This is a genomic window from Salipiger marinus (assembly GCF_900100085.1).
GTDB lineage: Bacteria > Pseudomonadota > Alphaproteobacteria > Rhodobacterales > Rhodobacteraceae > Salipiger > Salipiger marinus.
Genome location: NZ_FNEJ01000009.1, coordinates 179,486 through 206,088, shown reverse-complemented (window position 1 = coordinate 206,088; position 26,603 = coordinate 179,486). Strand labels below are relative to the sequence as shown.

Here is a 26,603-nt window from a genome sequence, read left to right as displayed (position 1 = left end):
GCTTCCATGGCACGCGGCAAAAGCAGCATCACCAAGACCCTTGTCTGGGGCCTTCTGATCCTTGTGGTGATGGGCTTCGGCGCCTTCGGCACGGTCAGTTTCTCGGGCGGCGTGCGGGGACTGGGCGATGTCGGCCAGACCGAGATCACCTCCGACGCCTATGCGCGGACGCTGCAGAATGAAATGCAGGCGCTGCAGGCCCAGACCGGCCAGCCGGTCACCATGGCACAGGCGCAGCAATGGGGCGTGACCGACCGCGCGCTGGCGCAGGTGGTCACCAGCGCCGCGCTGGACGAGGAAGCGCGCCGCATCGGCCTGTCGGTGGGCGACGCGCAGGTGGCCGAGGAACTGGCGGCAATCTCTGCCTTTCAGGGCCCCGATGGCAGCTTCAGCCGCGACGGCTACGCCATGGCGCTGCGCAATGCCGGGCTGAGCGAGGCGGAATTCGAAGAGGATCTGCGCCGCGAAAGCGCGCGCTCGCTGCTGACCGGCGCGATCCTGTCCGGCACCGCCCTGCCCGACACCTATGTGGACACGCTGCTGGCCTGGGCGGGCGAGACCCGCAATTTCACTTGGGCCCGGCTTGGCCGCGACAGCCTGACCACCGGCCTGCCCGTGCCTACGGAGGCGGATCTGCAGGCGTGGTATGAGGAAAACATCGACCTCTTCACCCTGCCCGAAGCCAAGGCCCTCACCTATGCATGGATCACGCCGGACATGATCCTCGATACGGTCGAGGTGGACGAGGACACGCTGCGCGCCGCCTATGAAGAGCGGATCGCCGAATACAACCTGCCGGAGCGGCGGCTGGTGGAACGTCTGGTCTTTGGCAACGAGGCCGAGGCACAGGCGGCGCTGGACCGCATCACCGCAGGCGAGACCGATTTCGAAACCGTGGTCGACGAGCGCGGACTGGCGCTGTCGGACATCGATCTGGGCGATCTGCCCGAGGGCGCGCTGGACGAGGCGGGCGCTGCGGTCTTTGCCGCAGAGGTCGGTCAGGTCGTCGGGCCGCTGCCCTCCGATCTGGGGCCCGCGCTTTACCGCGTAAACGGCGTGCTGGAGGCGCAGGAAACCCCCTATGAGGATGCCGTGCCGCAGCTGCGCGACGAACTGGCGCTGGACCGCGCCCGCCGCGTGATCGCGGGCATGGCGCAGAGCCTTGACGACGAACTGGCGGGTGGCGCCACGCTGGAGGATCTGGCCGAGGAGACCGAGCTGGATCTGGGCCAGATCGACTGGACCGAAGCCAGCGACAGCGGCATCGCGGGCTATGACGCCTTCCGCGAGGCCGCCGCCGCGATCACCGCCGAGGATTACCCCGAGATCCGCGATCTGGGCGATGGCGGCATCTTCGCGCTGCGGCTCGACGAGATCCGCCCGCCCGCCCCGCAGCCGTTTGACGCGGTGCGCGATCAGGTCGGACAGGGCTATGACGCCGAACAGGCCACCGAGGCGCTGCTGGCACAGGCCCGCACGCTGGCGGACCGCATCGCCGCCGGGGAAAGCTTTGCGGATCTGGGGCTGGAGCCCGTCACCGAAGAGGGTCTGACCCGCGATGCCCGCATCGAAGGCCTGCCCGACGCGCTGCTGCCCGAAGCCTTCACGCTGGAGCCCGGCACCACCGCCACCCTGCCCGGCGATGGCAGCGCGCTGATCCTGCGGCTGGATGCGGTGACCCCGGTGGACCGCACCACCCCCGAGGCCGAGGCGCTGGCCGGGTTGCTGCGCGACCGCGCCGCCTCCGCCGTGGCCAATGACCTTTACCGCGCCTTCACCACCGACATCCAGAACCGCGCCGGGGTGCGGATCGACCAGCAGGCGGTCACCGCCGTCCACACCAGCTTCCAGTGATCGCCATGGCCAGCCTGTTTCCCACCTTCAACGACTTCGCCCGCGGCTACGAGGCCGGCCAGAATCAGGTGGTGCATGCCCGGCTGGCCGCCGATCTGGACACGCCCGTGTCGCTGATGCTGAAGCTGACGGGGGCCGCCAAGGATGCCTTCATGCTGGAATCGGTGACCGGCGGCGAGGTGCGCGGGCGCTATTCCATCATCGGCATGAAGCCCGACCTGATCTGGCGCTGCGACGGCACGCGGTCACGGATCAACCGGCAGGCGCGGTTTGACCCCGACGCGTTCGAGGATCAGGACCGCGACCCGCTGACCGAACTGCGCGCGCTGATCGCCGAAAGCCGGATCGCGCTGCCCGAGGATCTGCCGCAGGCGGCGGCGGGGCTGTTCGGCTATCTCGGCTATGACATGATCCGGCTGGTGGAACATCTGCCGCATGTGAATCCCGATCCGGTCGGCCTGCCCGATGCGGTGATGCTGCGCCCGTCGGTGGTGGCGGTGCTGGACGGCGTCAAGGGCGAGGTGACCGTGGTCGCCCCGGCATGGGTGCAGTCGGGGCTGTCGGCCCGCGCCGCCTATGCGCAGGCCGCCGAACGGGTGATGGACGCGGTGCGCGATCTGGAGCGCGCCCTGCCGCAGGCGGGCCGCGAACTGGGCGAGGCGCATGAAGCCGCAGCCCCGGTGTCGAATTTCACCCGCGACAGCTACAAGGCGGCGGTGGAGAAGGCCAAGGATTACATCCGCGCCGGTGACATCTTTCAGGTGGTGCCCGCGCAGCGCTGGACGCAGGAGTTTCCGCTGCCGCCCTTCGCGCTTTACCGCTCGCTGCGGCGCACCAACCCCTCGCCCTTCATGTTCTATTTCAACTTCGGCGGGTTTCAGGTGATCGGCGCCAGCCCGGAGATCCTCGTGCGGGTTTTCGGCAATCAGGTGACCATCCGCCCGATCGCGGGCACCCGCCCGCGCGGCGCCACCCCCGAGGAAGACCGCGCGCTGGAAGCCGACCTGCTGTCGGACAAGAAAGAACTGGCCGAACATCTGATGCTGCTTGATCTCGGCCGCAACGATGTGGGCCGCGTCGCGAAGATCGGCACGGTGCGCCCGACCGAAAAATTCATCATCGAACGCTATTCCCACGTCATGCACATCGTGTCGAACGTGGTGGGGGAGCTTGCCCCCGAACATGACGCGCTTTCGGCGTTTTTTGCGGGCATGCCCGCAGGCACCGTGTCCGGCGCGCCCAAGGTTCGCGCCATGCAGATCATCGACGAGCTGGAGCCGGAAAAACGCGGAGTCTATGGTGGCGGGGTCGGCTATTTCAGCGCGGGCGGCGACATGGACATGTGCATCGCCCTGCGTACCGCCATCGTGAAGGATGAAAAGCTCTACATCCAGGCGGGCGGCGGCATCGTCTATGACAGCGATCCCGACGCGGAATATATGGAAACCGTCCATAAATCGAACGCGATCCGCCGCGCCGCCGCGGATGCCGCCCGCTTCACCGGCAACGGCTGACCCTTGCCCCGGCGGGGCACGGTCGGCTCGGGCCGGCCTGCCTCCGGCGGGGATATTTGGGGTCAGAAGAAACGGCAGGTTCTGCTCTGCAGCGTCTTCTGACCCCAAATATCCCGGGGGTGAATTGGCCGCAGGCCAAGAGGGGGCAGCGCCCCCTCCCTCGCAGCCCCCAAGCCCTCAGGCATGCACGGTGGTATAGGTGCCCTCGCCGCAGAGGATGCCGCGGAAGCCGCCGGGCTCGTCCAGCGAGAACACGATGATCGGCAGGTCATTGTCGCGGGCAAGTGCGATGGCCGAGGCGTCCATGACTTTCAGGTGCTTGGCCAGACAGTCGTCATAGCTCACCCGGTCATAGCGCACCGCATCCGCATGTTTCATCGGATCCTTGTCATAGACCCCGTCCACCTTGGTGCCCTTGAAGATGACCTCGCAGGCCATTTCATTGGCGCGCAGCGTGGCCGCGGTGTCGGTGGTGAAATAGGGGTTGCCGGTTCCTGCGGCAAAGATGCAGACCCGCTTCTTTTCCAGATGGCGCACGGCGCGGCGGCGGATATAGGGTTCGGCCACCTCGTCCATGCGGATGGCGGAAATCACCCGGGTGAAGACGCCCATTTCTTCCAGTGCCGACTGCATGGCCAGCGCGTTCATCACCGTTGCGAGCATGCCCATGTAATCGGCGGTGGTGCGCTCCATGCCCTGCGCCGATCCGGCGAGGCCGCGGAAGATGTTGCCGCCGCCGATGACCATGCAGATCTCGACCCCCATGTCATGCACGGATTTGACTTCGCGGGCGATGCGCTCGACGGTGGGCGGATGCAGGCCGTAGCCTTGGTCGCCCATGAGCGCCTCGCCAGAAATTTTCAGCATCACGCGCTTGAAGGTGGTCTGCGGCTGATCGGCCATGTTGCGCTCCGTTCCGGCAGGGTTCAAAATCGCGCGCATAGATGACGGAAAACCCCCGGCGCCGCAATGGTGCACAGGCACGACAGGAAAGAACAGGCGTGACGGATCCGCTTTACAGGCTTGCGCCCGATCCCGATGCCCCGATCCTGATCGCGGGCCCGACGGCCAGCGGCAAATCGGCGCTGGCGCTGCGGCTGGCCGAGGCCACGGGCGGCGTGATCGTCAATGCCGATGCGATTCAGGTCTATTCCGACTGGCGCGTGCTCACCGCCCGCCCCTCCGCCGCCGAAGAGGCGCGCGCCCCCCATGCGCTTTATGGCCATGTGCCGGGGGCTGTCGCCTATTCTGTGGGCGACTGGCTGCGCGATCTGGCGCCGCTGCTGCGCGCGGGGCCCCGGCCCATCATCGTGGGCGGCACCGGGCTCTATTTCGCCGCGCTGACCGAGGGGCTGGCCAGCATCCCCGCCACGCCGCCTGCGATTCGCGCCACTGCCATGGCCCGGCTGGAGGCGGGCGAACGCCCCGACATGGTGGCGGAGCTTGACCCCGCCACCCGCGCCCGCATCGACGTGCTGAACCCGATGCGGGTGCAGCGCGCGTGGGAGGTGCTGCAGGCCACCGGGCGCGGCCTCGCCTGCTGGCAGGCCGACACGCCGCCGCCGATGCTGCCGCTGGCGCAGGTCCAGCCGGTGCTGGTGCAGGCGGAGCGCGACTGGCTCAACACCCGCATCGCCGACCGCTTCCGCCAGATGGTCGAGACCGGCGCGCTGGAAGAGGCGCAGGCCAACCTGACGCACTGGCGCCCCGACCTGCCTTCGGCCAAGGCCATCGGCGCGGCGGAGCTGATGGCGCATCTGCGCGGCACCCTGCCGCTGGAAGAGGCGATCGACCGCGCCAGCATCCTGACCCGGCAGTTCGCCAAGCGGCAGCGCAGCTGGTTCCGCGCCCGGATGGCCGACTGGCCCCGGATCAGCCCGGCGGATCTGCGCTGAATGACCGCGCCCGCCGGGATCAGGCTTGTCTCTCCCGGCCAGCTTCCGCCCTGGCACTACGGCCTGCTGCACGACCGGCCCGCCATGACGCTGCTCTGGCTCACGCGCGGACAGGGGCGCATCACCGTCAACGGCATCCGGCGCGGGCTTGGCACGCATAACGCTGTGTTCGTGCCGCCGGGTGTGCTCTTCGCCTTTGATCCCGGCCCGCAGGCGCTGACGCTGGTCCTGCATGCGCCCGCGTCCGAAGATGCGCTGTTCCCTGACGAGCCGCTGCATCTGCGCATCCGCGATGCCCGCGCGCAGGCCGAGCTGACCGGACTGCTGGAGGGGATGCAGCGCGAGATCACCCAAAACCGCCCGCATCTGGCCGAGGCGCTGTCCGCGCAGGTGCAGCTATCAGGCGTCTGGCTGCGCCGTCAGGAGGCGGCGGGCGCTGCCGACCATCCACCCGACTGCGCCGCATTGCGGCTGGCGGTGGCCTATGCCGGGTCGGTATCCGCCCGCTTCCGCAGCGCCGCAGGGCCCGGCGATCTGGCCGCCGAGCTGGGGGTGACCGGCACGCATCTGACCCGCGCCTGCCGCACCGCCTGCGGGCGCAGCGCGCTCGACATCCTGTCCGAACGCCGCCTGCACGAGGCACGGCGCCTGCTGGCGCAGCCTGCCCCGCCCATTGGCCAGATCGCGCGGGATCTGGGCTTCAACAGTGCCGCCTATTTCACCCGCTTCATCCGCCGCCTGACCGGACAGTCGCCCAGCGACCTGCGCGCGCTGGCGCAGCAGTCGCCCGGCACGCGGCCCGGCGGGCCTGCCCGGCTGCCACCCGCGCCGGTGCGGCGCATCTTGCGTTGACGCGGATGGCGCTTCCATGCGCAATACGCGCAGCCGATGCCCCATCACCGCAGGAGGCCACGATGACCCCATGCCATGATCCGCACTGGATCCATCCCGCCGCGCGGGCCGAGGCTGTGGCGCTGGCGCGGGGCCAGCAGAGCCGCCGCGATTTTCTGACCCGTGTCACCGCGCTGGGGGTGGGGGCTGGCGCAGCCTATGCGCTGGCGGGCCTGCCCCGCCCCGCCATGGCCCAGACCGACCCCACAGGCCCCGGACCCACCACGCTGCGCATCCAGATGGAGGTGCGCCCGCTTCGGGATCCGCGCACCTTCGACTGGTCCGAGATTGCGAATTTCACCCGGGGCTGGCTGGAATATCTGGTGGAATACAGCCATGACGGCAGCCTGCGCGGCATGCTGCTGGACAGCTGGCAGGCCAATGACGATGCCACCTCCTATCTGCTGCGGGTCCGCCCCGGCGTGGTCTGGACCACGGGCGAACCCTTTGGCAGCGCCGATGTGGCGCGCAACTTCGACTACTGGTGCGACCGCAGCGTCGAGGGCAATTCGATGGCCAGCCGGCTGCAGGCGCTCATCGATCCCGAAACCGACCGGCTGCGCGCCGGAGCTGTGGAGGTGCTGGATGACCTGACCCTGCGCCTGCACCTGTCGCAGCCCGATGTGGCGCTGATGGCGGGGCTGTCGGACTATCCCGCCGCCGTGGTGCATATGCGGCATGATCCCGCCTCGATGCTGACCGATCCGGTGGGCACCGGCCCCTATCTGCCCGAAAGTCTGGACCCCGCCCGCCGCGCCGTGCTGGTGCGCAACCGCGCGCATCGCTGGTGGGGCGACGCCGCCGAGGGCTGGGGCGGCGCCACGCTCGACCGGATCGAGTTTCTGGATTACGGCACCGATCCCGCCGCATGGCTCGCCGCCGCCGAGGCGGGCGAGATCGACATGCTCTATGAAAATGTCGGCGATTTCATCGACCTCGCCGACCAGATGGGCTGGACCCGGTCCGAAGTGCAGACCGGCGCCACCGTGGTGCTGCGCGGCAATCAGGACGCGCTGGTGGACGGGCGCGCCATCTATGCCGATCTGCGGGTGCGCCGCGCGCTGCAGCTGGCCATCGACAACGCGGTCTGTCTGGAACTGGGCGATGCGGGCCGTGGTCAGGTCGCCGAGAACCACCATGTCGCGCCGATCCATCCCGATTACGCCCCGGTGGGCGGCACCGAATATGATCCCGCCCGCGCCCGCGCGCTGATCGAGGAGGCGGATCTGGCCGGGGTCGAGCACGAGATCGTCACGCTGGATGACGGGCTGACCCGGCGCACCGGCGATGCGGCGGCGGCGATGCTGCGCGATGCGGGCATCAAGGTGCGGCGCCGGGTGCTGCCGGGATCGGCCTTCTGGCAGGACTGGCGCAGCTATCCGCTGTCGATCACCGAATGGAACCACCGCCCGCTTGGCGTGCAGATCCTCGCGCTGGCCTATCGCTCGGGCGAGGCATGGAACGAGACGGGCTATGCCAATCCGGAGTTCGACGCGCTGCTGGCCCGCGCCCTGACCATCGCCGATGCCGAGGAACGCCGCAGCCTCATGGCCGAGATCGAGCAGATGCTGCAGGACGATGCCGTGATCGTGCAGCCGTTCTGGCGCTCGCTCTACCGGCACAGCCGCCCGGGCGTCACCGGGGCGGACATGCACCCGTCCTTTGAAATCCACCTTTACCGGCTTGGGATCACCGCCTGACGCCGCCTTTTCGGGAGCCTGCCCCATGCTGATCCTGCACCACGCGCCACAGTCCCGGTCCACCCGGATCGTGCAGCTGATTGCCGAAATGGGCATCGAGGCGGAGGTGGAGCTGCGCCTGACGCAGATCCCGCGGATGGACGGATCGGGCGGGCGCGATCCCGGCAACCCGCATCCCGAAGGCAAGGTGCCGCTGCTGGAGCATGACGGCGCGCAGATCAGCGAAAGCAATGCGGTGATGCTGTATCTGACCGATCTTTATCCCGACACGGCGCTTGGCCGCCCGGTGGGCCATCCGTCGCGCGGCGCCTATCTGTCGTGGCTGGCATGGTATGGCAACGTGTTCGAGCCGGTGCATCTGCTGCAGTTCGCGCAGCTGAGCCATCCGGCGCTGAGTGCCAGCCTGCGCGACGTGCCCGCCGCCGTGGCGCGCCTGCAGGCCGCGCTGGCGGAGCGCGACTGGCTGGTGGATGACCATCTCAGTGCGGCGGACATCCTTGTCAGTTCCACCTATGGCTGGCTGCCGCAGCTGATGCCCGACGATGCCCGCATCCGAGACTGGGTGGACCGCTGCCTGTCCCGCCCCGCGATGAGGCGCGTGAGCGCGGAGGACAAGGCCCGCGCCGGCGCCTGACTGGCACGGCTGGGGCAGGCTCAGCTGCCCCAGATCACCTTGACGTAATTCTTGGTCTCGGCATAGGGCGGCACGCCCTTGTGCTTTTCCACCGCACCCGGCCCGGCATTATAGGCGGCCAGCGCCAGCCGCCACGTGCCGAATTTCTGGAACTGCTGCTTGAGATAGCGCGCCCCGCCTTCAAGATTCTGTTCGGGATCATGCGGATCCACACCCAGAAGCTGCGCGGTGAAGGGCATCAGCTGCGCGAGCCCGATGGCCCCCTTGTGCGACAGCGCGCCGGGGTTGAAGCCGCTTTCCTGCTGCACCAGCCGCAGGAACAGATCCTCCGGCACGCCATGGCGGCGCGCGGCGATGCGGGCCATATCGGCATAGACGCCGCGATATTTGCCGCGATAGGCGGGGGCTGTGCCCTCCTCCGCGCCCATCGGGCCCCATTTGGTGGGGGTGACCACGCGGGCAGGCTGCAGCTTGATGGAATTGCGATACTGCTCGGAAGCGCGGCTGTCCAGAACGCTGGTCTGTCTGGAAAACAGCATGACCCGGTTCTGGGTCGACACGACCTCGGCCAGCGCGGGGATGCCCCCGGTCGCCAGCAAAAATACGGCGCCCGAAAGCACGCGCGTTGTGATCCTGCGCATGATGTCCCTGTTCCGTTTCCTGTCCCTTGGGGCCGGACTATACATAAATTAGCGGCCGGTTCCAGCCTTCCCGCCCGCCTTGCTGCCGGGTTAGGCTTTTGTTCAGCCTGATCCTGTGGTGTAGGGTCTGCCAACCCCCGGTTCCGGGGATTCGCGATTGGACGATCAGAGAGGACGACATGGCCGGTTCCGTGAACAAGGTGATCCTGGTGGGCAACCTGGGCGCAGATCCCGAGGTGCGCACATTCCAGAACGGCGGCAAGGTCTGCAACCTGCGCATCGCCACTTCGGAGACCTGGAAAGACCGCACCACCGGGGAGCGCAAGGAGCGCACCGAGTGGCATTCGGTGGCGATCTTTTCCGAACCGCTGGCCCGCATCGCAGAGCAGTATCTGCGCAAGGGCAGCAAGGTCTATCTTGAGGGCCAGCTGGAAACCCGCAAATGGCAGGACCAGTCCGGCGCTGACCGCTACACCACCGAAATCGTGCTGCGGCCCTATCGCGGCGAACTGACCCTGCTCGACAGCCGCGCAGGCGGCGCTGGCGGCGGCGGCGGTGATTTCGGCGGCTCTGGCGGGGGCGATTACGGCTCGGGCGGCGGGCGCGATTATGGCGGCGGCTCTGGTGGCGGGCGCGACTACGGCGGCGGCTCCGGTGGTTCGGGCGGCGGGCGTCCCCCGGCCCGCGATCTGGACGACGAAATCCCGTTCTGAGCACATCCGCCCCGGCGGAAATGGCAAAGGGCCGGTCCGCGGGGACCGGCCCTTTTTCCTGCGCCGCGACCCGCTGCTAGAACAGCGCAAGCTGGTCGCCGGGCTGCGGCGGCGGGCGGAACAGGTCGCAGCGCAGCGGCGGCTGCGCGTGGTCCAGCCCCAGCCGCCGCGCCGCAAGGTCAAAGCGCTGCGCGATCAGCGCGGCATAGGCGCCCTCGCCGCGCATCCGGTGATGCCAGCGCGCGGAATAATCGGCGCCGTCATGCATCTCGCGCAGCCGCGCCATGATCCGCCCCGCCCGGTCGGGGTAATGTTCCGCCAGCCAGTCCCGCCAAAGCGGCGCCACCTCCAGCGGCAGGCGCAGCATGATCCAGCTTGCGGCACAGGCCCCCGCCTCGGCCCCGGCGGCAAGGATATGCTCCAGCTCCGGATCGGTCAGCGCGGGCACCACCGGCGACACCATCAGCCGCACCGGGATGCCCGCTTCCGACAGGCGGCGGATGGTGGCAAGGCGGCGCGCGGGCGACGGCACGCGCGGTTCCATCCGCCGGGCCAGATCGCGGTCCAGCGTGGTGACAGAGATGCCGACGCGCGCGAGGCCAAGCGCCGCCATCTCCGACAGGACGTCGATGTCGCGCTCGACCAGCGTGCCCTTGGTAACGATGGCGACCGGGTGCCGAAAGTCGCGCAGCACATCCAGACAGGCGCGCATGATGCCCCGGTCCCGCTCCACCGGCTGATAGGGGTCGGTATTGGTGCCGATGGCCAGCGGCGCGGGCTGATAGCGGCGGGCGCGCAGTTCGCGGGCCAGCACCTGCGGGGCCTGCGGGCGGGCGACCAGCCGCGTTTCGAAATCCAGCCCCGGCGACAGGCCCAGATAGGCATGGCTGGGGCGCGCGAAGCAGTAGATGCAGCCATGTTCGCAGCCGCGATAGGGGTTGATCGACCGGTCAAAGGGCAGATCGGGCGAGCGGTTATAGGTGATGATGCTGCGCGGACGTTCTTCGGCCACCTCGGTGCGCAGCGGCGGCAGATCCTCGGGAATGTCCCAGCCATCGGACACATCCGCATAGCTCAGCCGTTCGAACCGCCCGCTGTCGCGGGAGGCGGCGCCGCGTCCGGGGCGGCGGTCAGCGGTCAGGGGGCGGTCACGCTCGGGTCGGGTCATGGCGCGCAGCATACGAACAAAAAGGGAACTTATGCAACCCCTGCCGCGCCGCAGCGCAGGGGCGGTGTCGGGAGCCCGCGCGGCGGTCTTCACCAGCCGTTAGCGCTGTGTCCAGCCAATCCGGCAAATACCGGATTTCTCTTTGCCTTTGGGGGGCAGCCACCCTATCTTTATCCCAAGCGAAAGGAGACGATCATGCCGGTGACAACCTTCGTGGCGCTCATCATTGCCGTTCTCGCGTCGGCGGGTCTGACCGTCTGGGCTTTTGTCGCCTGGGGTGCGGGCAAGGTGATTCCGCTGCTTCTGGCCTTGGCCCTGCTGGGACGCTGGGCGCTGTCGAGCGCGCCTGCGGATGATGGCCGCGCCTGAGCCTCTGGCTCTGTTCCAACTATGATGCCGATGTGGCGCAGCTGACGTGGTGGCCCTGGGGGCTCTGCCCCCCTTGGCGCGTGCCGCGCCAATTCCCCCCGGAGTTTGCCAGGCAAGATGAAGACGGGCTCAGTCCTCGTTCTGGTCAGTCCGCGGTCTGGGCGGCCTGCAGGATATGCGACACCGGCACCAGCGCGACACTGGCCGCGCGGTCCTGCAGCCCCCAGAGCAGCAGCGCCGACACCGTATCGGCGCGAAGCCGCCCCAGCATCACCACAGCGCCTTCCTGCCGCGCCTTGAACGCCGCCTGATCCAGAAAGCGCCGCATCACCTCTGGCGCCTGCCCCGATCCGTCAAAATCCCGGAAGACCAAGGCCGCGCCCACACCGTCGCGCTGCGCAAAGCCAAGCGCGGAGCTGAGCCCGCCCGGCATCAGCACCAGCCCATGACCGGAAGCCGCCAGAAATCCCGCCGCCTGTTCGGCGGTGGCGCGGCTGGCCTGAAGCCCGCCCCCCGGCGCCTCCAGCACCGCGACGGCCTCGGGCACCGCCTGCAGCGCGCCTTCGAGCGTCACCTCGACATCGCTGGCACTGGCGCCTTCGGGGAGGCTCGCCAGCGCCAGCACCTCGAAGCCGCGGGCGCGATAGGCGGCGGCGGCCTCCGCCGCGCGGGGATGCGAGGGCGGGATGGCGAAACTGACCGGGAAGGGAAAAGCCTCTACCGTGTCGGGACCAAGCGGGCCTGCGCCTTCGTCCAGCAGCACCACCGACAGTTCCGGCTCGCCGTCGGTCAGATCGCCCGGATCGGCGGCAAAGCGGCGCAGCGGCGGTATCTCGGCGGCGGGCGCGGCATCTGCATCGGGGCTGGGGCTGTCGCCGTCGCGGTCCAGCAGCGACAGGCCGGGCGTGCCGATGGCGGGGCCGGAGGGGGCCGCTTCGGGCGCGGCGGCGGGATCGGGGATGCGCAGCGTGACGCGGGGGGTGTCGTCTTCCGGCTGTGGCTCTGGCTGCGGTGTGTCGGCGGCGGGCGGGGCTTCCGGCTCTGCGACAAGGCCGCTCGGCTCCGAGGGCAGCGGCGGCTGGGGCGGCTGCGCGGGATCGGTGGCAAGCGCGGGCTTTTCTTCGGCCAGCGGCGCCTCGGGCGGCAGGGCCGGGGTGCCGGGCTGCACCGGCGCCTCGCCGACCCCGCTGAGCGTGGCCGCCGCCTCGGGCGTGCCGGGCGCCTCCGGAGCCGTGGCGCGGGTTTCGGCCTCGGGCCGGGCGGCGGGCGCCGTGTCGGGGCGGCTGCCGCCGGCGGGCACGGGCGGCTCTGACAGGCCGGGCGCGGGGGCGGGCGCGGGCTGGCCTGCTTCGGCGGCGGGACGGCGGGCGGCGGGCGGGGTCTGATCTGCGGACTCCGCCGGCGCGGGCGTGACCGTGGCAGCGGGCGGCGTGGTTTCGGCGGGGGCCGGATCGGGCTCCGGCGTCTCGGCGGGCGCGGGCTCCGGCGTGGCTTCGGCAGGCGCGGGCGCGGCCTGCGGTGCCGCCTCCGGGACCGGCAGCGGCATCAGCACTGATGCGGTGCCCGCCACTGCCCCCGTCACCACCACACCCCAGATCATCCCTGCGAGGAACCCTCGTGCCATCTCGCTCTTCCCTTGTTGCCTTGGTCGCGGCGCCGGATCACCCTGCGCGGGCGCAAGCCGGACTTGCCCTTGACGCTGCACCGCCTGCGGGCGCATGTATACCCCGACCGCGGCTCCGCCCGCCAGCCCCGAGAGACCATCATGCTGCTTCTGATCGACAATTACGACAGTTTCACCTGGAACCTGGTGCATTATGTGGGGGAGCTGGGCGTCGAGGCGAAGGTGATCCGCAACGATGCCATCGACGTGCAGGCGGCCATGGCGCTGAACCCTGCGGGCATCCTGCTGTCGCCCGGGCCCTGCACGCCCTCCGAGGCGGGCATCTGCCTTGCCCTGACCGCCGCCGCCGCCGAAACCCGCACGCCGCTGCTGGGGGTCTGTCTGGGCCACCAGACCATCGGGCAGGCCTTTGGCGGCACGGTGCGGCGCCATGACGAGATCGTACATGGCAAGATGGGCACCATGCATCACGACGCGACCGGCGTCTTTGCCGGGCTGCCCTCGCCCTTCGAGGCGACGCGCTATCATTCGCTGGTGGTGGCGCGCGACGATCTGCCGAAGACGCTGGTCGCCAATGCGTGGCTGGAGGATGGCACGATCATGGGGCTGCGCCACCGCGATCTGCCCATCCATGGCGTGCAGTTCCATCCCGAAAGCATCGCCTCCGAACATGGCCATGCGCTGATCGGCAATTTCCTGCAGACCCTGAAAGTTCCGGCATGAGTGACCGCCTGAAACCGCTGATCGGGGCCGCCTGCACCCGCCCGCTGTCGCGCGAGGAGGCCGAGACCGCCTTCGAGATCCTGTTCGAGGGCGAGGCGACGCCCGCCCAGATCGGCGGGCTGCTGATGGCGCTGCGCACCCGGGGCGAGACGGTGGACGAATATGCCGCCGCCGCCGCCGTGATGCGCGCGCGCTGCAACCGCGTGGCGGCCCCGGTGGGCGCCATGGACATCGTGGGCACCGGCGGCGACGGCAAGGGCACGCTGAACATCTCCACCGCCACGGCTTTTGTGGTGGCGGGTGCGGGCGTGCCTGTGGCCAAGCATGGCAACCGCAACCTGTCGTCCAAATCCGGATCCGCCGATGCGCTGGGGCAGATGGGCATCAATGTCATGGTGCCCGCTGCCGTGGCCGAAAAGGCGCTGAGGGAGGTGGGCATCTGCTTCATGATGGCGCCCATGCATCACCCGGCGATGAAACATGTGGGCCCGCCCCGGATGGAACTGGGCACGCGCACCATCTTCAACATCCTCGGGCCGCTCACCAATCCCGCCGGGGTCACGCGGCAGCTGACCGGCGCCTTCACCCGCGACCTGATCCGCCCCATGGCCGAGGTGCTGGCGCAGCTGGGATCGGACCGGGCATGGCTGGTGCACGGGTCCGACGGCACCGACGAGCTGGCGATCTCCGGCATCAGCTGGGTCGCGGCGCTTGAAGACGGCGTGGTGCGCGAATTCGAACTGCATCCCGAGGAGGCAGGCCTGCCGCTGCACCCGTTCGAGCATATCCTTGGCGGCAGCCCCGCCGAAAATGGCGCGGCCTTCCGCGCGCTGCTCGACGGCGCGCCGGGGGCCTATCGCGACGCGGTGCTGCTGAATTCGGCGGCGGCGCTGATCGTGGCGGGCCATGCGGGCGATCTGAAGGAAGGCGTGGCACTGGCGCGCGAAAGCCTCGACAGCGGGGCGGCGCTTGGCAAGGTCACGGCGCTGGCGGCGGCGACGGCTGTGGCGGGCGCATGACCCCTCCCGCCGCATGGGCGCATCTGCCGTTCTTCCAGCGCGATCTGCCGCGCATCACCGCAGCGCTTGAGGCGGAGACGCGCCAGATCCTGCCCCCCGCGCCGCAGCGCTTTGCCGCGCTGGAGGCCTGTCCGCCCGAGCAGGTTCGGGTGGTGATCCTTGGGCAGGATCCCTATCCGACCCCGGGCCATGCGCATGGGCTGGCCTTTTCGGCAGAGCCGCATGTCCGCCCCCTGCCCCGGTCCTTGTCCAACATTTTCAAAGAGATGCAGACCGATCTTGGCGCCGCGCCCAACACCGGCGACCTGCGGTTCTGGGCCCGTCAGGGCGTGCTGCTGCTCAACACCTCGCTCAGCGTGCCCGCGGGCGAGGCCAATGCCCATGCCAAGCTCGGCTGGGCGCGGCTGACGGCGGAGGTGCTGGAGACGCTGTCGGACCGGCCCCGGGCCTTCCTGCTCTGGGGCGGCCATGCGCAGGGCTTTGCCAAACATATCCACGGCGACGGGCATCTGGTGATCGCCACCGCCCATCCTTCGCCGCTGTCGGCGCGGCGCGGCTTTTTCGGCTCGCGCCCCTTTTCCCGCGTGAACGACTGGCTTATCGCCAGAGGTGACACGCCCCTCAACTGGACCACCCCCGAGCGGAGGATGCCATGACCCAGACGATCCTCGACAAGATCAAGGCCTACAAGCTGGAGGAGGTCGCCGCCGACAAGGCCGCGACCCCGCTGGCAGAGATCGAGGCGCGCGCCCGTGCCGCCGATCCGGTGCGCCCCTTCGGGGCGGCGCTGCGGCGGGCCATGGCAAGCGGTTACGGGCTGATCGCCGAGGTCAAGAAGGCCTCTCCGTCCAATGGCCTGATCCGCGAGGATTTCCATCCCGCGACGCTCGCCCGTGCCTATGAGGACGGCGGCGCCACCTGCCTGTCGGTGCTGACCGACACGCCCTCGTTTCAGGGGGCCAAGGCCTTCCTGACCGAGGCGCGCGCCGCCACCCGCCTGCCCGCGCTGCGCAAGGATTTTATGTATGACCCCTATCAGGTGGCCGAGGCGCGCGCGCTGAATGCCGACTGCATCCTGATCATCATGGCCAGCGTCAGCGACGCGCAGGCGGCCGAACTGGAGGACGCCGCCCAGTCCTGGGGCATGGACGCGCTGATCGAGGTGCATGACGCCCCCGAACTGGACCGCGCGCTGCGGTTGAAATCGGACCTGATCGGGGTGAACAACCGCAACCTCAAGACCTTCGAGACCACGCTCGACACCACGCGGCAGCTGTCGCGGGGCCTGCCCGAGGGGCGGCTCTTGGTGTCGGAATCCGGGCTGTCGACCCCGGCCGATCTGGCGGATATGGCGGGCTATGGCGCGCGGGCGTTCCTGATCGGCGAAAGCCTGATGCGGCAGGTGGATGTGGCTGCGGCCACCCGGGCGCTGCTGGCAGATCCGGTGGCGGCATGAGCGGGCTGACCCATTTTGACGCCAAGGGCGATGCCCATATGGTCGATGTCTCCGACAAGCCGGTGACGGCGCGGGTGGCGACGGCTGCGGCATGGGTGAAGATGCTGCCGCAAACGCTTGATCTGATTACCGAAGGCCGCGCCAAGAAGGGCGATGTCGCCAGCGTTGCCCGGCTGGCCGGGATCATGGGCGCCAAGAAGACCGCCGAGCTGATCCCGCTCTGCCATCCGCTGCCCATCACCAAGGTCGCGGTGGAGATCACCGCCGATCCCGCGCTGCCCGGCCTGCGGATCGAGGCGACGGTGAAGACCACCGGCCAGACCGGCGTGGAGATGGAGGCGCTGACCGCCGCCAGCACCGCCGCCCTCACCGTCTATGACATGGTGAAGGCCGCCGACCGCGGCATGGAGATCGGCGGGCTGCGCGTTCTGCTGAAAGATGGCGGAAAATCAGGGCGGTACGAGGCGGAATGATCTCTGTATCCGAAGCCCTCGACCGGCTCTTCGCCCTTGCCCCGGTGCTGGATCCGGAACTGGTGCCGCTGCGCGAGGCCGGGGGCCGCGTGCTGGCCCGCACCGTGCGTGCGCGCCGCGACCAGCCGCCCTTTGCCGCCTCGGCCATGGATGGCTATGCGGTGACCGAGGCAGCACAGGGCCTGCGCCTGCGAGTGATCGGCGAGGCGGCGGCGGGCCGTCGCTTTGCGGGCCGCGTCGGTGCCGGAGAGGCCGTGCGCATCTTTACCGGCGCGCCGGTGCCCGAGGGGGCAAAAACCGTGGTGATCCAAGAGGATGTCGACCGCGACGGCGACACCATCCTTCTGACCGACCGGCTGGGCCCCGGCCCCAATATCCGCCCCATGGGGGGCGATTTTACCAGCGGCACCGAACTGGCAGCACCACGTCTGCTGGGCCCGCAGGAGATTGCCCTGCTCGCCGCCATGAACGTGGCCGAGGTGCCGGTGACCCGCCGCCCGCGTGTCGCGCTGATTTCCACCGGCGACGAACTGGTGATGCCGGGCGAGGATCCGGGGCCGGACCAGATCATCGCCTCCAACACTTTCGGGCTTTACGTGCTGCTGCAGCAGCTTGGCGCGGAACCGCGGCTGCTGCCCATTGCGCACGACACCGACGCGGCGCTGCGCATGGTGTTTTCGCTGGTGGAGGATGCCGATCTGGTGGTGACCATCGGCGGCGCCTCGGTGGGCGATCACGATCTTGTGGCGCGCGTGGCGGGCGATCTGGGCATGGAACAGGCCTTTCACACCGTGGCCATGCGCCCCGGAAAACCGCTGATGTCCGGACGAATTGGCGAGGCCATGATGTTGGGATTGCCCGGGAATCCGGTTTCGGCTATGGTCTGCGGGCATGTGTTTCTGGCGCCGGTGATCCGTGCCATGCTGGGACTGGGCAAAGCCCCCGCGCCGCGCCGCCAGATGGCGCTGAGCCGCGGCATCGAGGCGAATGGCCCGCGCGAACATTACATGCGCGCCCGCCTGACCCCGCAGGGGATCGAGGTGTTCGACCGGCAGGACAGCGCGCTGCTGTCGGTGCTGGGGGCCGCCGATGCGCTGGTGGTGCGTCCGCCGCGTGACGGAGCCCGCGCCGCAGGCGAGATGGTCGAGTTCGTGCCTTTGTGACAAAACTTCCTTCAGAGGATTGACACAAAAGGAGAACATGCTTAGAACAAACCCGAACGCAAAACGGGGATATAGAATATGCTGACAAAGAAACAGCTCGATCTTCTGGATTTCATCAATCAGCGTCTGCTGCATGACGGCGTGCCGCCCAGCTTTGACGAGATGAAGGACGCGCTGGATCTGCGCTCGAAATCCGGGATCCACCGGCTGATTACGGCTCTGGAAGAACGTGGTTTCATCCGCCGTCTGGCACATCGCGCCCGCGCGATCGAGATTGTGAAGCTGCCGGAAAGCCTTGGCGGCCGGGCCGCAGGATTTGTGGCACATGTGGTCGATGGCGACCGTCCCGATGCCCGCCCCGCCAAGGCGCAGGGCGTCGAGTCCGCGGTGGACGCGATGGAACTGCCGCTGCTGGGCCGGATCGCCGCCGGAGTGCCGATCGAATCCATCTCGGAAATTCCGCCGCAGGTTGCGGTGCCGGGGTCGATGCTGGCCAGCAACGCCCACCACTACGCGCTGGAGGTCAAGGGAGATTCCATGATCGAAGCCGGGATCAATGACGGCGATGTGGTCATCATCCGCGAAACCACCTCTGCCGAAAACGGCGATATCGTGGTGGCGCAGGTCGAAGGCTACGAGGCGACGCTGAAGCGGTTCCGCCGCCGGGGCGACCGCATCGTGCTGGAGGCTGCCAACCCGGCTTACGAGCCGCGGGTGCTGCCGATGGGATCGGTGCGGGTTCAGGGACGGCTTGTCGGGCTGATCCGCACCTACTGATCTTCCGCAGACCGGGGGGCGCGGCGGTCCTGCCACAGGCGCGCGCGCCCCTCTCTGGCATGGCGCAGGCGCGCACCGTCCTGCGTCAGCCACAGCGCCACGGCCCCGGTGCGCGCGAGCCGTTCGGGATCGTAGATCTCGCAGCCCGGCAGATCGTCGAGGTCAGTGCTCGCCACCACGATCTCGCCGCCGGTGCAGCCGCCAAAGGCCGCCGCCGCGCGCTTGCCCTGCAGATGTACCACCTGCAGGCCCCTCAGACCGGCCCGGGCCACCGGCCCCGGCGGTCCGGGCCACAGCGCCGCCGCTTCGGCCTGCCCCCCTGCCTGACCGTCATTTTCCAGCCATGTCTCGGCGGCAAAGCCGCTGCCCTTCGCCTTGGACAGGGCGCGCCCCTGCGGCGTCAGCAGCCCGACCAGACCACCGGTATCGGCGATCAGCAGATCGGGCCGCGCGGTCTGCGACCACAGCAGCGCCGCCAGCAGCAGGGGCGCCAGCCCGGTCCAGCGCCCATGCCCCTGCCACAGCGCCAGCATCAGCCCGCCCGCCGCCAGCAGCGGCAGCACCAAGGGACCGGGCGCCACCACCTGCCGCGAGGCGCCCTGCCAGCCCGCCACCTCCTGCGCGACGGCAAGGATCCAGTCCAGCCCCGGCGCCATCACCGCAAAGGCGATCCAGTCCAGCCCCAGCGGCATCAGCAGCGCCGCCATCACCGCCATGGGCATGATGAGCAGCCCCATGACCGGCACCGACACCAGATTGGCCAGCAGCCCGTATTGCGACAGCAGGTTGAAATGCACCATGGCGATGGGGCCGGTGGCGAGCGAGGCGGTCAGCGACGAGACCAGCAGCGACATCGCCCCCCGCGCCCAGCCCGGCACCGCGCGCTCGTGCCCCAGATCGCGCAGTGCGCCGAACACCGCCACCAGCGCCACGGTGGCGGCAAAGGACATCTGGAAGCCGGGGCCAAGCAGCGCCTCGGGACGCAGCGCCAGCACGATCAGCGCCGCCAGCGCCACCGCCCGCAGCGACAGCGCGCGACGGTCCAGCATCACCGCGCCCAGCATCACCGCAACCATGACAAAGGCACGTTCCGTGGCGACGTTGCCCCCGGACAGCGCGAGATAGCCTGCCGCCGCCGCAAGCCCCGCCGCCGCCGCGATCTTCTTGACCGGCCAGTAATGCCGGACATGCGGCACCAGCAGCAGCGCCACCCGCAGCGCGCCAAAGACGAAGCCCGCCAGCAGCCCCATATGCAGCCCGGAAATGGCCAGAAGATGTGCCAGATTGCTGCGCCTCAGCGCCTCCAGCGTCGCCTGCGACATGGCGCTGCGGTCCCCGGTGACCAGCGCTGCGGCAAAGGCGCCGGTCTCGCCCGGCAGGCGCGCCTGCACCCGGTGCGACAGCGCCATACGCGAGCGCAGCACCACCTGCCCGCCCTCGGGCTCTGCCAGCAGCAACACCGGCGTGCGGGTATAGCCCACGGCGCCAAGGCGCAGGAACCACGCATTGCGGCGGAAATCGAAGCCGCCCGGCTCTACCGCGCCACCGGGGGCGGCCAGATGGCCGGTCAGGATGACCCGCTGGCCCGGCTGCGGATCAAGCTGGTGCTGGTCGCCATGCAGCGCCACCCGCACGCGCTGCGGCACACGGTCGGGGGGCATGTCCAGCACCACCCGGTCCAGCACCAGCCGCACCGCATCCGAGGCGGAGCGGTCGATGCCGGCAATCCGCCCTTCGATCGGGCCATAATAGCGAAAGTCGATCTGCGGCCCGGCCACCAGATGCGCCCGCCCCCCCGCCAGCGCAAAACCGCAGAGCGCAAGCCCCAGCGCCACAGGCAGCGGGGCCAGCCCCGGCGGCAGACGGTGCTGCACCAGCAGCGGCAGCACGCCCGCACCACCGGCCAGCGCCAGCAGCAGCAGCGCAGGCTCTGACGGCCACAGGAAATAGACGCCGATGCCCACGCCCAGAAACACCGGCACCCAAGGAAACAGATGCCCGCGCTGGCCTTCCAGCTCCGTCCCGATCCGGCCCAGCCCGTGCCCCATGCTTGCCCCTGCGCCGCCCTCTGGTTAAGGAACGCCAGACCCTACGCCCAACACGGTTACCGGGAGGTTAAATCTATGACGGTCGTCACCCGTTTCGCGCCCTCGCCCACGGGCTATCTGCATATCGGCGGCGCGCGCACGGCGCTGTTCAACTGGCTTTACGCCCGGGGCCGCGGCGGCAAGTTCCTGCTGCGGATCGAGGATACCGACCGCGCCCGGTCCACCCCCGAAGCCACCGCCGCCATCCTCAAGGGGCTGGAGTGGCTGGGGCTCGACCATGATGGCGAGGTCATCAGCCAGTTCGACCGCGCCCCCCGCCATGCCGAGGTGGCGCATGAGCTGCTGGCCAAGGGCCGCGCCTATAAATGCTTCTCCACCCAGGACGAGATCGAGGCGTTCCGCGAAGCGGCGCGCGAGGCCGGACAGTCCACGCTGTTCCGCAGCCCGTGGCGCGACGCCGATCCCGCCAGCCATCCTGACGCCCCGTTCGTGATCCGCCTGCGCACCCCCGAAACCGGCGAGACGGTGATCGAGGACGAGGTGCAGGGCCGCGTGACCATCCGCAATGATCAGCTGGATGACATGATTCTTTTACGTTCCGATGGCACGCCGGTTTATATGCTGGCCGTGGTGGTGGACGATCACGACATGGGTGTCACGCATGTGATCCGGGGGGATGACCACCTGAACAACGCGGCCCGCCAGATGGGGATTTACACCAGCATGGACTGGCCGCTGCCGGTCTATGCCCATATTCCGCTGATCCACGGCCCCGATGGCAAGAAGCTGTCGAAGCGGCATGGCGCACTTGGCGTCGACGAATACCAGAAGCTGGGCTACCCGGCGGCGGGCATGCGCAACTACCTTGCCCGGCTGGGCTGGGGTCATGGCGATGACGAGGTCTTCACCGACACGCAGGCGCAGCAGTGGTTCGATCTGTCGGGAATCGGCAAGGCGCCCGCGCGGCTGGATTTCAAGAAACTGGAACATCTCTGCGGCCAGCACATCGCCATGGGCGACGATGCTGCGCTGCTGCACGAACTGGAGGCCTATCTGGCCGCAGCCGGTCTGCCCGCCCTGACCGAGGCGCAGCGCGACGGCATGGCCCGCGCCATGCCCTGCCTGAAGGAACGGGCCAAGACCTTCCCGGAACTGCTTGAGAAAGCGCATTTTGTGCTGACGGATACGCCGGTGGTGCCGGACGATAAGGCGCTGAAGTCGCTGGATGATGTATCCCGTGGTATACTGGCTGCGTTGACGCCGCATCTGCAAAGTGCTAGCTGGACGCGAGAAGAGCTCGAAGGGGTGACCGCTCGCTTTGCCGAAGAGCACGGCACCAAATTTGCCAAGCTGGCTGGCCCCCTGCGCGCCGCCCTTTCCGGGCGCAGCGTGACTCCGAGCGTGTTCGACATGATGCTGGTGCTCGGCCGCGAGGAATCGCTTCTCCGGCTCGGACAGGCAGCGGCCTCCGGGGCGGAATGATCCTCGCCCCGGGCCATGTGACTAGACCGACCGGGCGCGGCGCCTGGCCTTTTCAGACGAAGGGATATGACAAGCATGGCTGATACTGCGAAGACCGCGACGTTGACCATCGGCGATCAAAGCTTTGATCTGCCGATCTATTCGCCGACCGCCGGGCCGGACGTGATCGACATCCGCAAACTTTACGCGCAGGCCGGGGTCTTTACCTATGACCCGGGCTTCACCTCCACCGCCAGCTGCGACAGCACGATCACCTTCATCGACGGCGACGAAGGCATCCTGACCCATCGCGGCTACCCCATCGGCCAGCTGGCTGGCAAATCGCATTATCTCGAAGTGTGCTACCTGCTGCTTTACGGCGAACTGCCCACCGCGGCAGAGCTGGAAACCTTTGAAGGCACCATCACCCGGCACACCATGCTGCACGAACAGATGCAGTATTTCTTCCGGGGCTTCCGCCGCGACGCGCATCCCATGGCGACCATGGTTGGCGTGGTCGGGGCCATGTCGGCCTTCTACCATGACAGCACAGACATTGCCGATCCGCGCCAGCGCGAGATCGCGTCGCACCGGCTGATCGCCAAGATGCCGACCATCGCGGCATGGGCCTACAAGTATTCGATCGGGCAGCCCTTCGTCTATCCGCGCAACGATCTCGACTATGCGTCGAACTTCCTGCACATGTGTTTCTCGGTGCCGGCGGAGCCCTATCACGTCGATCCGATCCTCGCCCGCGCGATGGACCGCATCTTCACGCTGCACGCGGATCACGAGCAGAACGCCTCCACCTCGACGGTGCGTCTGGCCTCCAGCTCGGGGGCGAACCCCTTCGCCTGCATCGCGGCGGGCATCGCCTGTCTCTGGGGCCCGGCCCATGGCGGCGCCAATCAGGCCTGCCTCGAGATGCTGAAGGAAATCGGCTCGGTCGACCGGATTCCGGAATACATCGCCCGCGCCAAGGACAAGAACGATCCGTTCCGCCTGATGGGCTTCGGCCACCGCGTCTACAAGAACTTCGATCCCCGCGCGACGGTGATGAAGCAGTCGGCGGACGAGGTGCTGGATCTGCTGGGCGTCGAAGACAACCCGCTGCTGCAGGTCGCCAAGGAACTGGAGCGCATCGCGCTGGCGGATGAGTATTTCGCCGAGAAGAAGCTGTTCCCGAACGTGGACTTCTATTCCGGCATCATCCTCGAGGCGATGGGCTTCCCCACCTCGATGTTCACGCCGATCTTTGCGCTGTCGCGCACGGTGGGCTGGATTTCGCAGTGGAAAGAGCAGCTTGCCGATCCGCAGATGAAGATTGGCCGCCCGCGCCAGCTTTATCAGGGCAACACGACCCGCGATTACGTGGACATCGAGAACCGCTGATCCGAAACGCCTTAAAGACCGCAAGGGCCGCCCCAAGGGCGGCCCTTTGCCGTAACACGGATCCGCGCGCCTGCCACAACGCATAGAACAGCCAGCTTGATCTGCTGCCGGTTCCGTGGACAAAGGGTTAGGTTTGCATAACTCGGTCCTCGAAGGCCCCAGCGTCGAGTGACGTTCCCACGGGTTGTGGACGCGCCGGATCTGGCAGCCCACATCAGCTTGAGCGGGGTCAGGGGTGCCATAGCCGCGCTAGGTGCCTTCGTCAGCGCATGCTCACCACCACTGAAGATCATCCCAAGTCTGGAATTCGCGCTGATGGGCGCGGTATGTCGTGGCCTTGGATATTCGGATTTGCGCATCAAGCCTGATGCCAGCCGCAGTGCTCGCCCCCGTTGACGGACTGTAATCAAAAGCCCGCAAGCGGGATGGCGTGACCGTCCGTCCGGCAAGGGCTCGACGCCGCAGGCTGCCAGAGGGCCCCTCCGCGGATAAGCGGTCACTCCTTCAAAGACACGATCCTGTCCGGTCGAAGAGAATCGAGAAAGGCTCGGTCGTGGCTGACCGCAATCACCGCCCCATCGTAGGACGCCAGTGCTGCTTCCAGCGCGTCGACCCCTTCCATATCCAGATGGTTCGTCGGCTCGTCCAGAAGCAGAAGCTGTGGCGGTGGCGTGCCACCAAGAACGCATGCGAGCCCGGCGCGCAGCTTTTCGCCGCCGCTTAGTCCGTCCGCGCGGCGCAGGGCATCGCTCGCGCGAAACCCGAAGCGGGCCAATGCGGCGTGGGCCATCTGCGTGCTGGCCTTCGGGTTCCGGTCGCGGAACGCCTCGAGCAGGGTCCGGTCGCGAGCCAGAAACCCGACATGCTGATCCAGCACCGCCCAGGCCACGCTGACCTGCACCGCTCCAGCCGCTGGCCGGAGCGCCCCTGTGATCAACTCCAGGAGGGTGGTCTTGCCACTGCCATTCGGGCCCGCGATCACAACCCGCTCGGGTCCGGTAAGGGTGAGCGACAGGTTCTCGAGCACCGGAACTGCGGGATCGTGCCCGCCGGTCACCCGGTCCAGGGTCAGGACGGTCCTGCCCGCGGCAAGGCCGCTAGGTGCGATCTCCATGTGGATGGGGGTCAGCACCTCGACCTTCTCGCGCGCGGCGGCAAGCGCATCCTCTGCTGCGTCTCGCCGCGCGTCACGCAGGCGCGACCCCGCACCGCCAGAGGCTTCCGCGCGGCCCTTGGCGGCGTCCATGAGGATTTTCGGCTGGCCGCCCCGTGCCCGAGACCTGCGTCCGGCACTGTCCTTCTGCGCCTTTTGCTCAGCCGCTTGTTGCGCGCGGCGCGCCGCCTCGGCCTGGGTCTTTTCCGCATGGGCCAGATCCTGCGCCGCGGTGGCGCGCTCGCTCTCCCTCTGTTGCCGGAAGGCGCTGTAGTTGCCCCCATAGCGCGCTGCGCCCAGAGAGGTGAGTTCGACGATGGCGTCCATCCCCTCCAGAAGCTCGCGATCGTGGCTTGCAACGATCACGCCACCGGTCCAGCTGCGAAGGAGGTCGACAACTGCGCGACGGCCCGCCCGGTCGAGATTGTTCGTCGGCTCATCCATGAGCAAGAAATCGGGTTCCGCCAAGATCAGAGAGGCTAGGGCCGCCCTGCTGCGCTGACCGCCGGAGAGGCTCGCGAGCCGGGTCCGCGGGTCGACCGCCAAATCGCACCGAGCGAGCGCCGCCTCGATCCGGGCCGGCAGCGTCCAGTCCGCCTCGGCCAGTTCCTCGACCGTCGCTTGGCCGCGCTCTGCCCGGTCTAGCAGGTTCAGGGCGTGCCATGCGCCAAGTAGTTCAGCGACAGTCTGTTGCGGATGCTCCAGCGCCTCCTGACGCATCATGGCAACCGAGCCCGTCACGTGGATCCGCCCGGAGGCAGGGCGCGCATGGCCCGCGATCAGACGCAGAAGCGTGCTCTTTCCAGACCCGTTGCGACCGACCAAGCCGGTGCGCTCGGAGCCAAAGGTCAGGTCGAGATCGGTAAAAAGCGGTGTGCCGTCAGGTGTGGACCAAGACAGGCTGGACAGGGAAATGGATGCAGGCATGGGACAGGACTTCTCGCGACAAAACCGAAAGGGTGAAAGCGGCGGAAGTCTTGTCCATGGCGAGCATATCTCCTGTGGTAGGGCCACTACACCTAGTCAGGTTGCCACGCTTTCGCAATGTCTTGCGGGAAAATGTCCCGGAAGGGCTCGAAGCAGTCCTCACACTGCGGCCTTTTTGGTACTGGCGCCACTTACTGCAAAGGGTGGCGCATTCATCAATGCGGCAAGGATCTAGCGGCCTTCGAAGCGGGGGCTGCGCTTTTCGTGAAAGGCCACGACGCCTTCCTTGAAATCGCGGGTCATGCCGCATTCGCCCTGCAGTTGCGCCTCCAGCGTCAGCTGGGTCTGCAGGTCATTGTCGAAGGCGCGGCGCAGCGCGGTCTTGATGCGGGCATAGGCCTCTGACGGGCCCTGCGCCAGATGCGCGGCGCGGGCGCGCCAGACGGCATCGAATTCGGCATCGGGCACCGCTTCCCAGATCATGCCCCAGCGTTCGGCCTGCGCCGCGCTGATCCGGTCAGCAAAGAGCGCCGTCCCCATGGCCTTGGCCAGCCCCATCTGCCGGGGCAGCGCCCATGTGCCGCCCGCGTCCGGGATCAGTCCGATCCGGGCAAAGGCCTGCATAAAAAACGCGGAGTCCGCCGCGATGACCACATCGGCGGCCAGCGCCAGATTGGCCCCGGCGCCCGCCGCCGCGCCGTTCACCGCAGCGATGGTCGGGCGCGGGCAGTCGGCGATGGCGTTGAGCATGGGGATGTATTCGTCGCGCAGCACCCGTTCCAGATCGATGCTGGCGGCACTTTCGCGGTCGCCCAGATCCTGACCGGAGCAGAAGGCGCGGCCCTCGCCGGTCAGCACCACCACCCGCGCCTCGCGCCCGCCCTGCTGGACGGCATGGGTGATTTCGGCCCGCATCTGGCTGCTGAGCGCGTTCATCACCTCCGGGCGGGCGAGCGTGACCACCGCCACGTCCTCGGCCAGATCGTATCGGATCGTGTCGTAAATCAT

Annotated in this window: 24 protein-coding genes; 17 read left to right on the top strand and 7 right to left on the bottom strand. The window is 68.5% G+C overall.

Translation table 11 applies throughout. The features are described 5' to 3' along the window. Nucleotides 1-6 precede the first annotated feature (6 nt). Together BLR51_RS12420 and trpE are read left to right on the top strand one after the other, a co-directional pair. Nucleotides 7-1,854 carry a peptidyl-prolyl cis-trans isomerase gene (locus BLR51_RS12420; protein WP_089847361.1) on the top strand — a complete coding sequence of 616 codons (1,848 nt, stop codon included), beginning with the start codon at nt 7-9 and terminating at the stop codon, nt 1,852-1,854. A 5-nt stretch (nt 1,855-1,859) separates the two neighbouring features. Further along, the gene (gene trpE, locus BLR51_RS12415; protein WP_089847447.1) at nt 1,860-3,368 is read left to right on the top strand and encodes an anthranilate synthase component I; all 1,509 of its coding nucleotides are present in this window, start codon (nt 1,860-1,862) and stop codon (nt 3,366-3,368) included. Between the two features lie 177 nt (nt 3,369-3,545). On the opposite strand, the gene pyrH is transcribed toward trpE, so the two are convergent. Then, entirely contained in the window at nt 3,546-4,271 is a 726-nt protein-coding gene (pyrH, locus tag BLR51_RS12410) for a UMP kinase (RefSeq protein ID WP_089847359.1), read from the bottom strand. A 41-nt stretch (nt 4,272-4,312) separates the two neighbouring features. Between pyrH and miaA the strand changes: the two genes are divergently transcribed. From miaA to BLR51_RS12390, 4 genes are all read left to right on the top strand, one after another. Next, nucleotides 4,313-5,263, top strand: a complete 951-nt coding sequence (gene miaA, locus BLR51_RS12405; protein WP_089847357.1) for a tRNA (adenosine(37)-N6)-dimethylallyltransferase MiaA — start codon at nt 4,313-4,315, stop codon at nt 5,261-5,263. Further along, on the top strand, nt 5,264-6,115 hold the full coding sequence (locus BLR51_RS12400) for a helix-turn-helix transcriptional regulator (protein ID WP_089847355.1): 852 nt from the start codon (nt 5,264-5,266) through the stop codon (nt 6,113-6,115). 62 nt (nt 6,116-6,177) lie between these two features. After that, the gene (locus BLR51_RS12395; RefSeq protein ID WP_089847353.1) at nt 6,178-7,854 is read left to right on the top strand and encodes an ABC transporter substrate-binding protein; all 1,677 of its coding nucleotides are present in this window, start codon (nt 6,178-6,180) and stop codon (nt 7,852-7,854) included. A gap of 25 nt (nt 7,855-7,879) precedes the next feature. Further along, nucleotides 7,880-8,488 (top strand): glutathione S-transferase family protein, encoded by a 609-nt coding sequence (locus BLR51_RS12390; protein ID WP_089847351.1) that lies wholly within the window; start codon nt 7,880-7,882, stop codon nt 8,486-8,488. Between the two features lie 20 nt (nt 8,489-8,508). Here BLR51_RS12390 and BLR51_RS12385 read toward each other — a convergent pair whose 3' ends face one another. Then, entirely contained in the window at nt 8,509-9,129 is a 621-nt protein-coding gene (locus BLR51_RS12385) for a lytic transglycosylase domain-containing protein (protein WP_089847349.1), read from the bottom strand. A gap of 179 nt (nt 9,130-9,308) precedes the next feature. On the opposite strand from BLR51_RS12385, the gene ssb reads away from it, so the two are divergent. Beyond that, a complete protein-coding gene (ssb, locus tag BLR51_RS12380; protein WP_089847347.1) occupies nt 9,309-9,842 on the top strand; it encodes a single-stranded DNA-binding protein in 534 nt (177 codons plus the stop codon). Between the two features lie 76 nt (nt 9,843-9,918). Here ssb and BLR51_RS12375 read toward each other — a convergent pair whose 3' ends face one another. Next, entirely contained in the window at nt 9,919-11,010 is a 1,092-nt protein-coding gene (locus BLR51_RS12375; protein ID WP_089847445.1) for a PA0069 family radical SAM protein, read from the bottom strand. Nucleotides 11,011-11,205: 195 nt separating this feature from the next. Between BLR51_RS12375 and BLR51_RS27725 the strand changes: the two genes are divergently transcribed. Further along, nucleotides 11,206-11,379 carry a hypothetical protein gene (locus BLR51_RS27725; protein WP_165616814.1) on the top strand — a complete coding sequence of 58 codons (174 nt, stop codon included), beginning with the start codon at nt 11,206-11,208 and terminating at the stop codon, nt 11,377-11,379. Between the two features lie 145 nt (nt 11,380-11,524). On the opposite strand, the gene BLR51_RS12370 is transcribed toward BLR51_RS27725, so the two are convergent. Beyond that, nucleotides 11,525-13,003, bottom strand: a complete 1,479-nt coding sequence (locus BLR51_RS12370; RefSeq protein ID WP_131821815.1) for a divergent polysaccharide deacteylase family protein — start codon at nt 13,001-13,003, stop codon at nt 11,525-11,527. A gap of 141 nt (nt 13,004-13,144) precedes the next feature. On the opposite strand from BLR51_RS12370, the gene BLR51_RS12365 reads away from it, so the two are divergent. The 7 genes from BLR51_RS12365 to lexA all read left to right on the top strand — a co-directional run bounded on the left by BLR51_RS12365 (nt 13,145) and on the right by lexA (nt 18,614). After that, on the top strand, nt 13,145-13,726 hold the full coding sequence (locus BLR51_RS12365) for an anthranilate synthase component II (RefSeq protein WP_089847443.1): 582 nt from the start codon (nt 13,145-13,147) through the stop codon (nt 13,724-13,726). Next, complete coding sequence (trpD, locus tag BLR51_RS12360) at nt 13,723-14,745, top strand: anthranilate phosphoribosyltransferase (RefSeq protein ID WP_089847343.1); 1,023 nt, start codon at nt 13,723-13,725, stop codon at nt 14,743-14,745. The genes BLR51_RS12365 and trpD overlap by 4 nt, the downstream gene beginning before the upstream one ends. Beyond that, a complete protein-coding gene (locus tag BLR51_RS12355; RefSeq protein WP_089847341.1) occupies nt 14,742-15,401 on the top strand; it encodes a uracil-DNA glycosylase in 660 nt (219 codons plus the stop codon). Before trpD ends, BLR51_RS12355 begins: the two co-directional genes overlap by 4 nt. Further along, nucleotides 15,398-16,201 carry an indole-3-glycerol phosphate synthase TrpC gene (trpC, locus tag BLR51_RS12350; protein ID WP_089847339.1) on the top strand — a complete coding sequence of 268 codons (804 nt, stop codon included), beginning with the start codon at nt 15,398-15,400 and terminating at the stop codon, nt 16,199-16,201. The genes BLR51_RS12355 and trpC overlap by 4 nt, the downstream gene beginning before the upstream one ends. Beyond that, entirely contained in the window at nt 16,198-16,674 is a 477-nt protein-coding gene (gene moaC / locus BLR51_RS12345) for a cyclic pyranopterin monophosphate synthase MoaC (RefSeq protein WP_089847338.1), read from the top strand. Before trpC ends, moaC begins: the two co-directional genes overlap by 4 nt. Then, on the top strand, nt 16,671-17,837 hold the full coding sequence (locus BLR51_RS12340; protein ID WP_089847336.1) for a molybdopterin molybdotransferase MoeA: 1,167 nt from the start codon (nt 16,671-16,673) through the stop codon (nt 17,835-17,837). The genes moaC and BLR51_RS12340 overlap by 4 nt, the downstream gene beginning before the upstream one ends. Before the next feature lie 78 nt (nt 17,838-17,915). Further along, on the top strand, nt 17,916-18,614 hold the full coding sequence (gene lexA / locus BLR51_RS12335; protein WP_089847334.1) for a transcriptional repressor LexA: 699 nt from the start codon (nt 17,916-17,918) through the stop codon (nt 18,612-18,614). On the opposite strand, the gene BLR51_RS12330 is transcribed toward lexA, so the two are convergent. Further along, nucleotides 18,608-20,662, bottom strand: a complete 2,055-nt coding sequence (locus tag BLR51_RS12330; RefSeq protein WP_089847332.1) for a ComEC/Rec2 family competence protein — start codon at nt 20,660-20,662, stop codon at nt 18,608-18,610. The genes lexA and BLR51_RS12330 overlap by 7 nt on opposite strands. Before the next feature lie 75 nt (nt 20,663-20,737). Here BLR51_RS12330 and gltX point away from each other — a divergent pair, with 75 nt between their 5' ends. Both gltX and gltA read left to right on the top strand, forming a co-directional pair. After that, on the top strand, nt 20,738-22,144 hold the full coding sequence (gene gltX, locus BLR51_RS12325; protein WP_089847330.1) for a glutamate--tRNA ligase: 1,407 nt from the start codon (nt 20,738-20,740) through the stop codon (nt 22,142-22,144). Between the two features lie 75 nt (nt 22,145-22,219). Beyond that, on the top strand, nt 22,220-23,515 hold the full coding sequence (gene gltA / locus BLR51_RS12320; RefSeq protein WP_089847328.1) for a citrate synthase: 1,296 nt from the start codon (nt 22,220-22,222) through the stop codon (nt 23,513-23,515). A gap of 496 nt (nt 23,516-24,011) precedes the next feature. Here gltA and BLR51_RS12315 read toward each other — a convergent pair whose 3' ends face one another. Then, nucleotides 24,012-25,595, bottom strand: coding sequence for an ABC-F family ATP-binding cassette domain-containing protein (locus tag BLR51_RS12315; RefSeq protein WP_089847326.1), 1,584 nt, complete (start codon nt 25,593-25,595; stop codon nt 24,012-24,014). 231 nt (nt 25,596-25,826) lie between these two features. Continuing rightward, the gene (locus BLR51_RS12310) at nt 25,827-26,603 is read right to left on the bottom strand and encodes an enoyl-CoA hydratase-related protein (RefSeq protein WP_089847324.1); all 777 of its coding nucleotides are present in this window, start codon (nt 26,601-26,603) and stop codon (nt 25,827-25,829) included.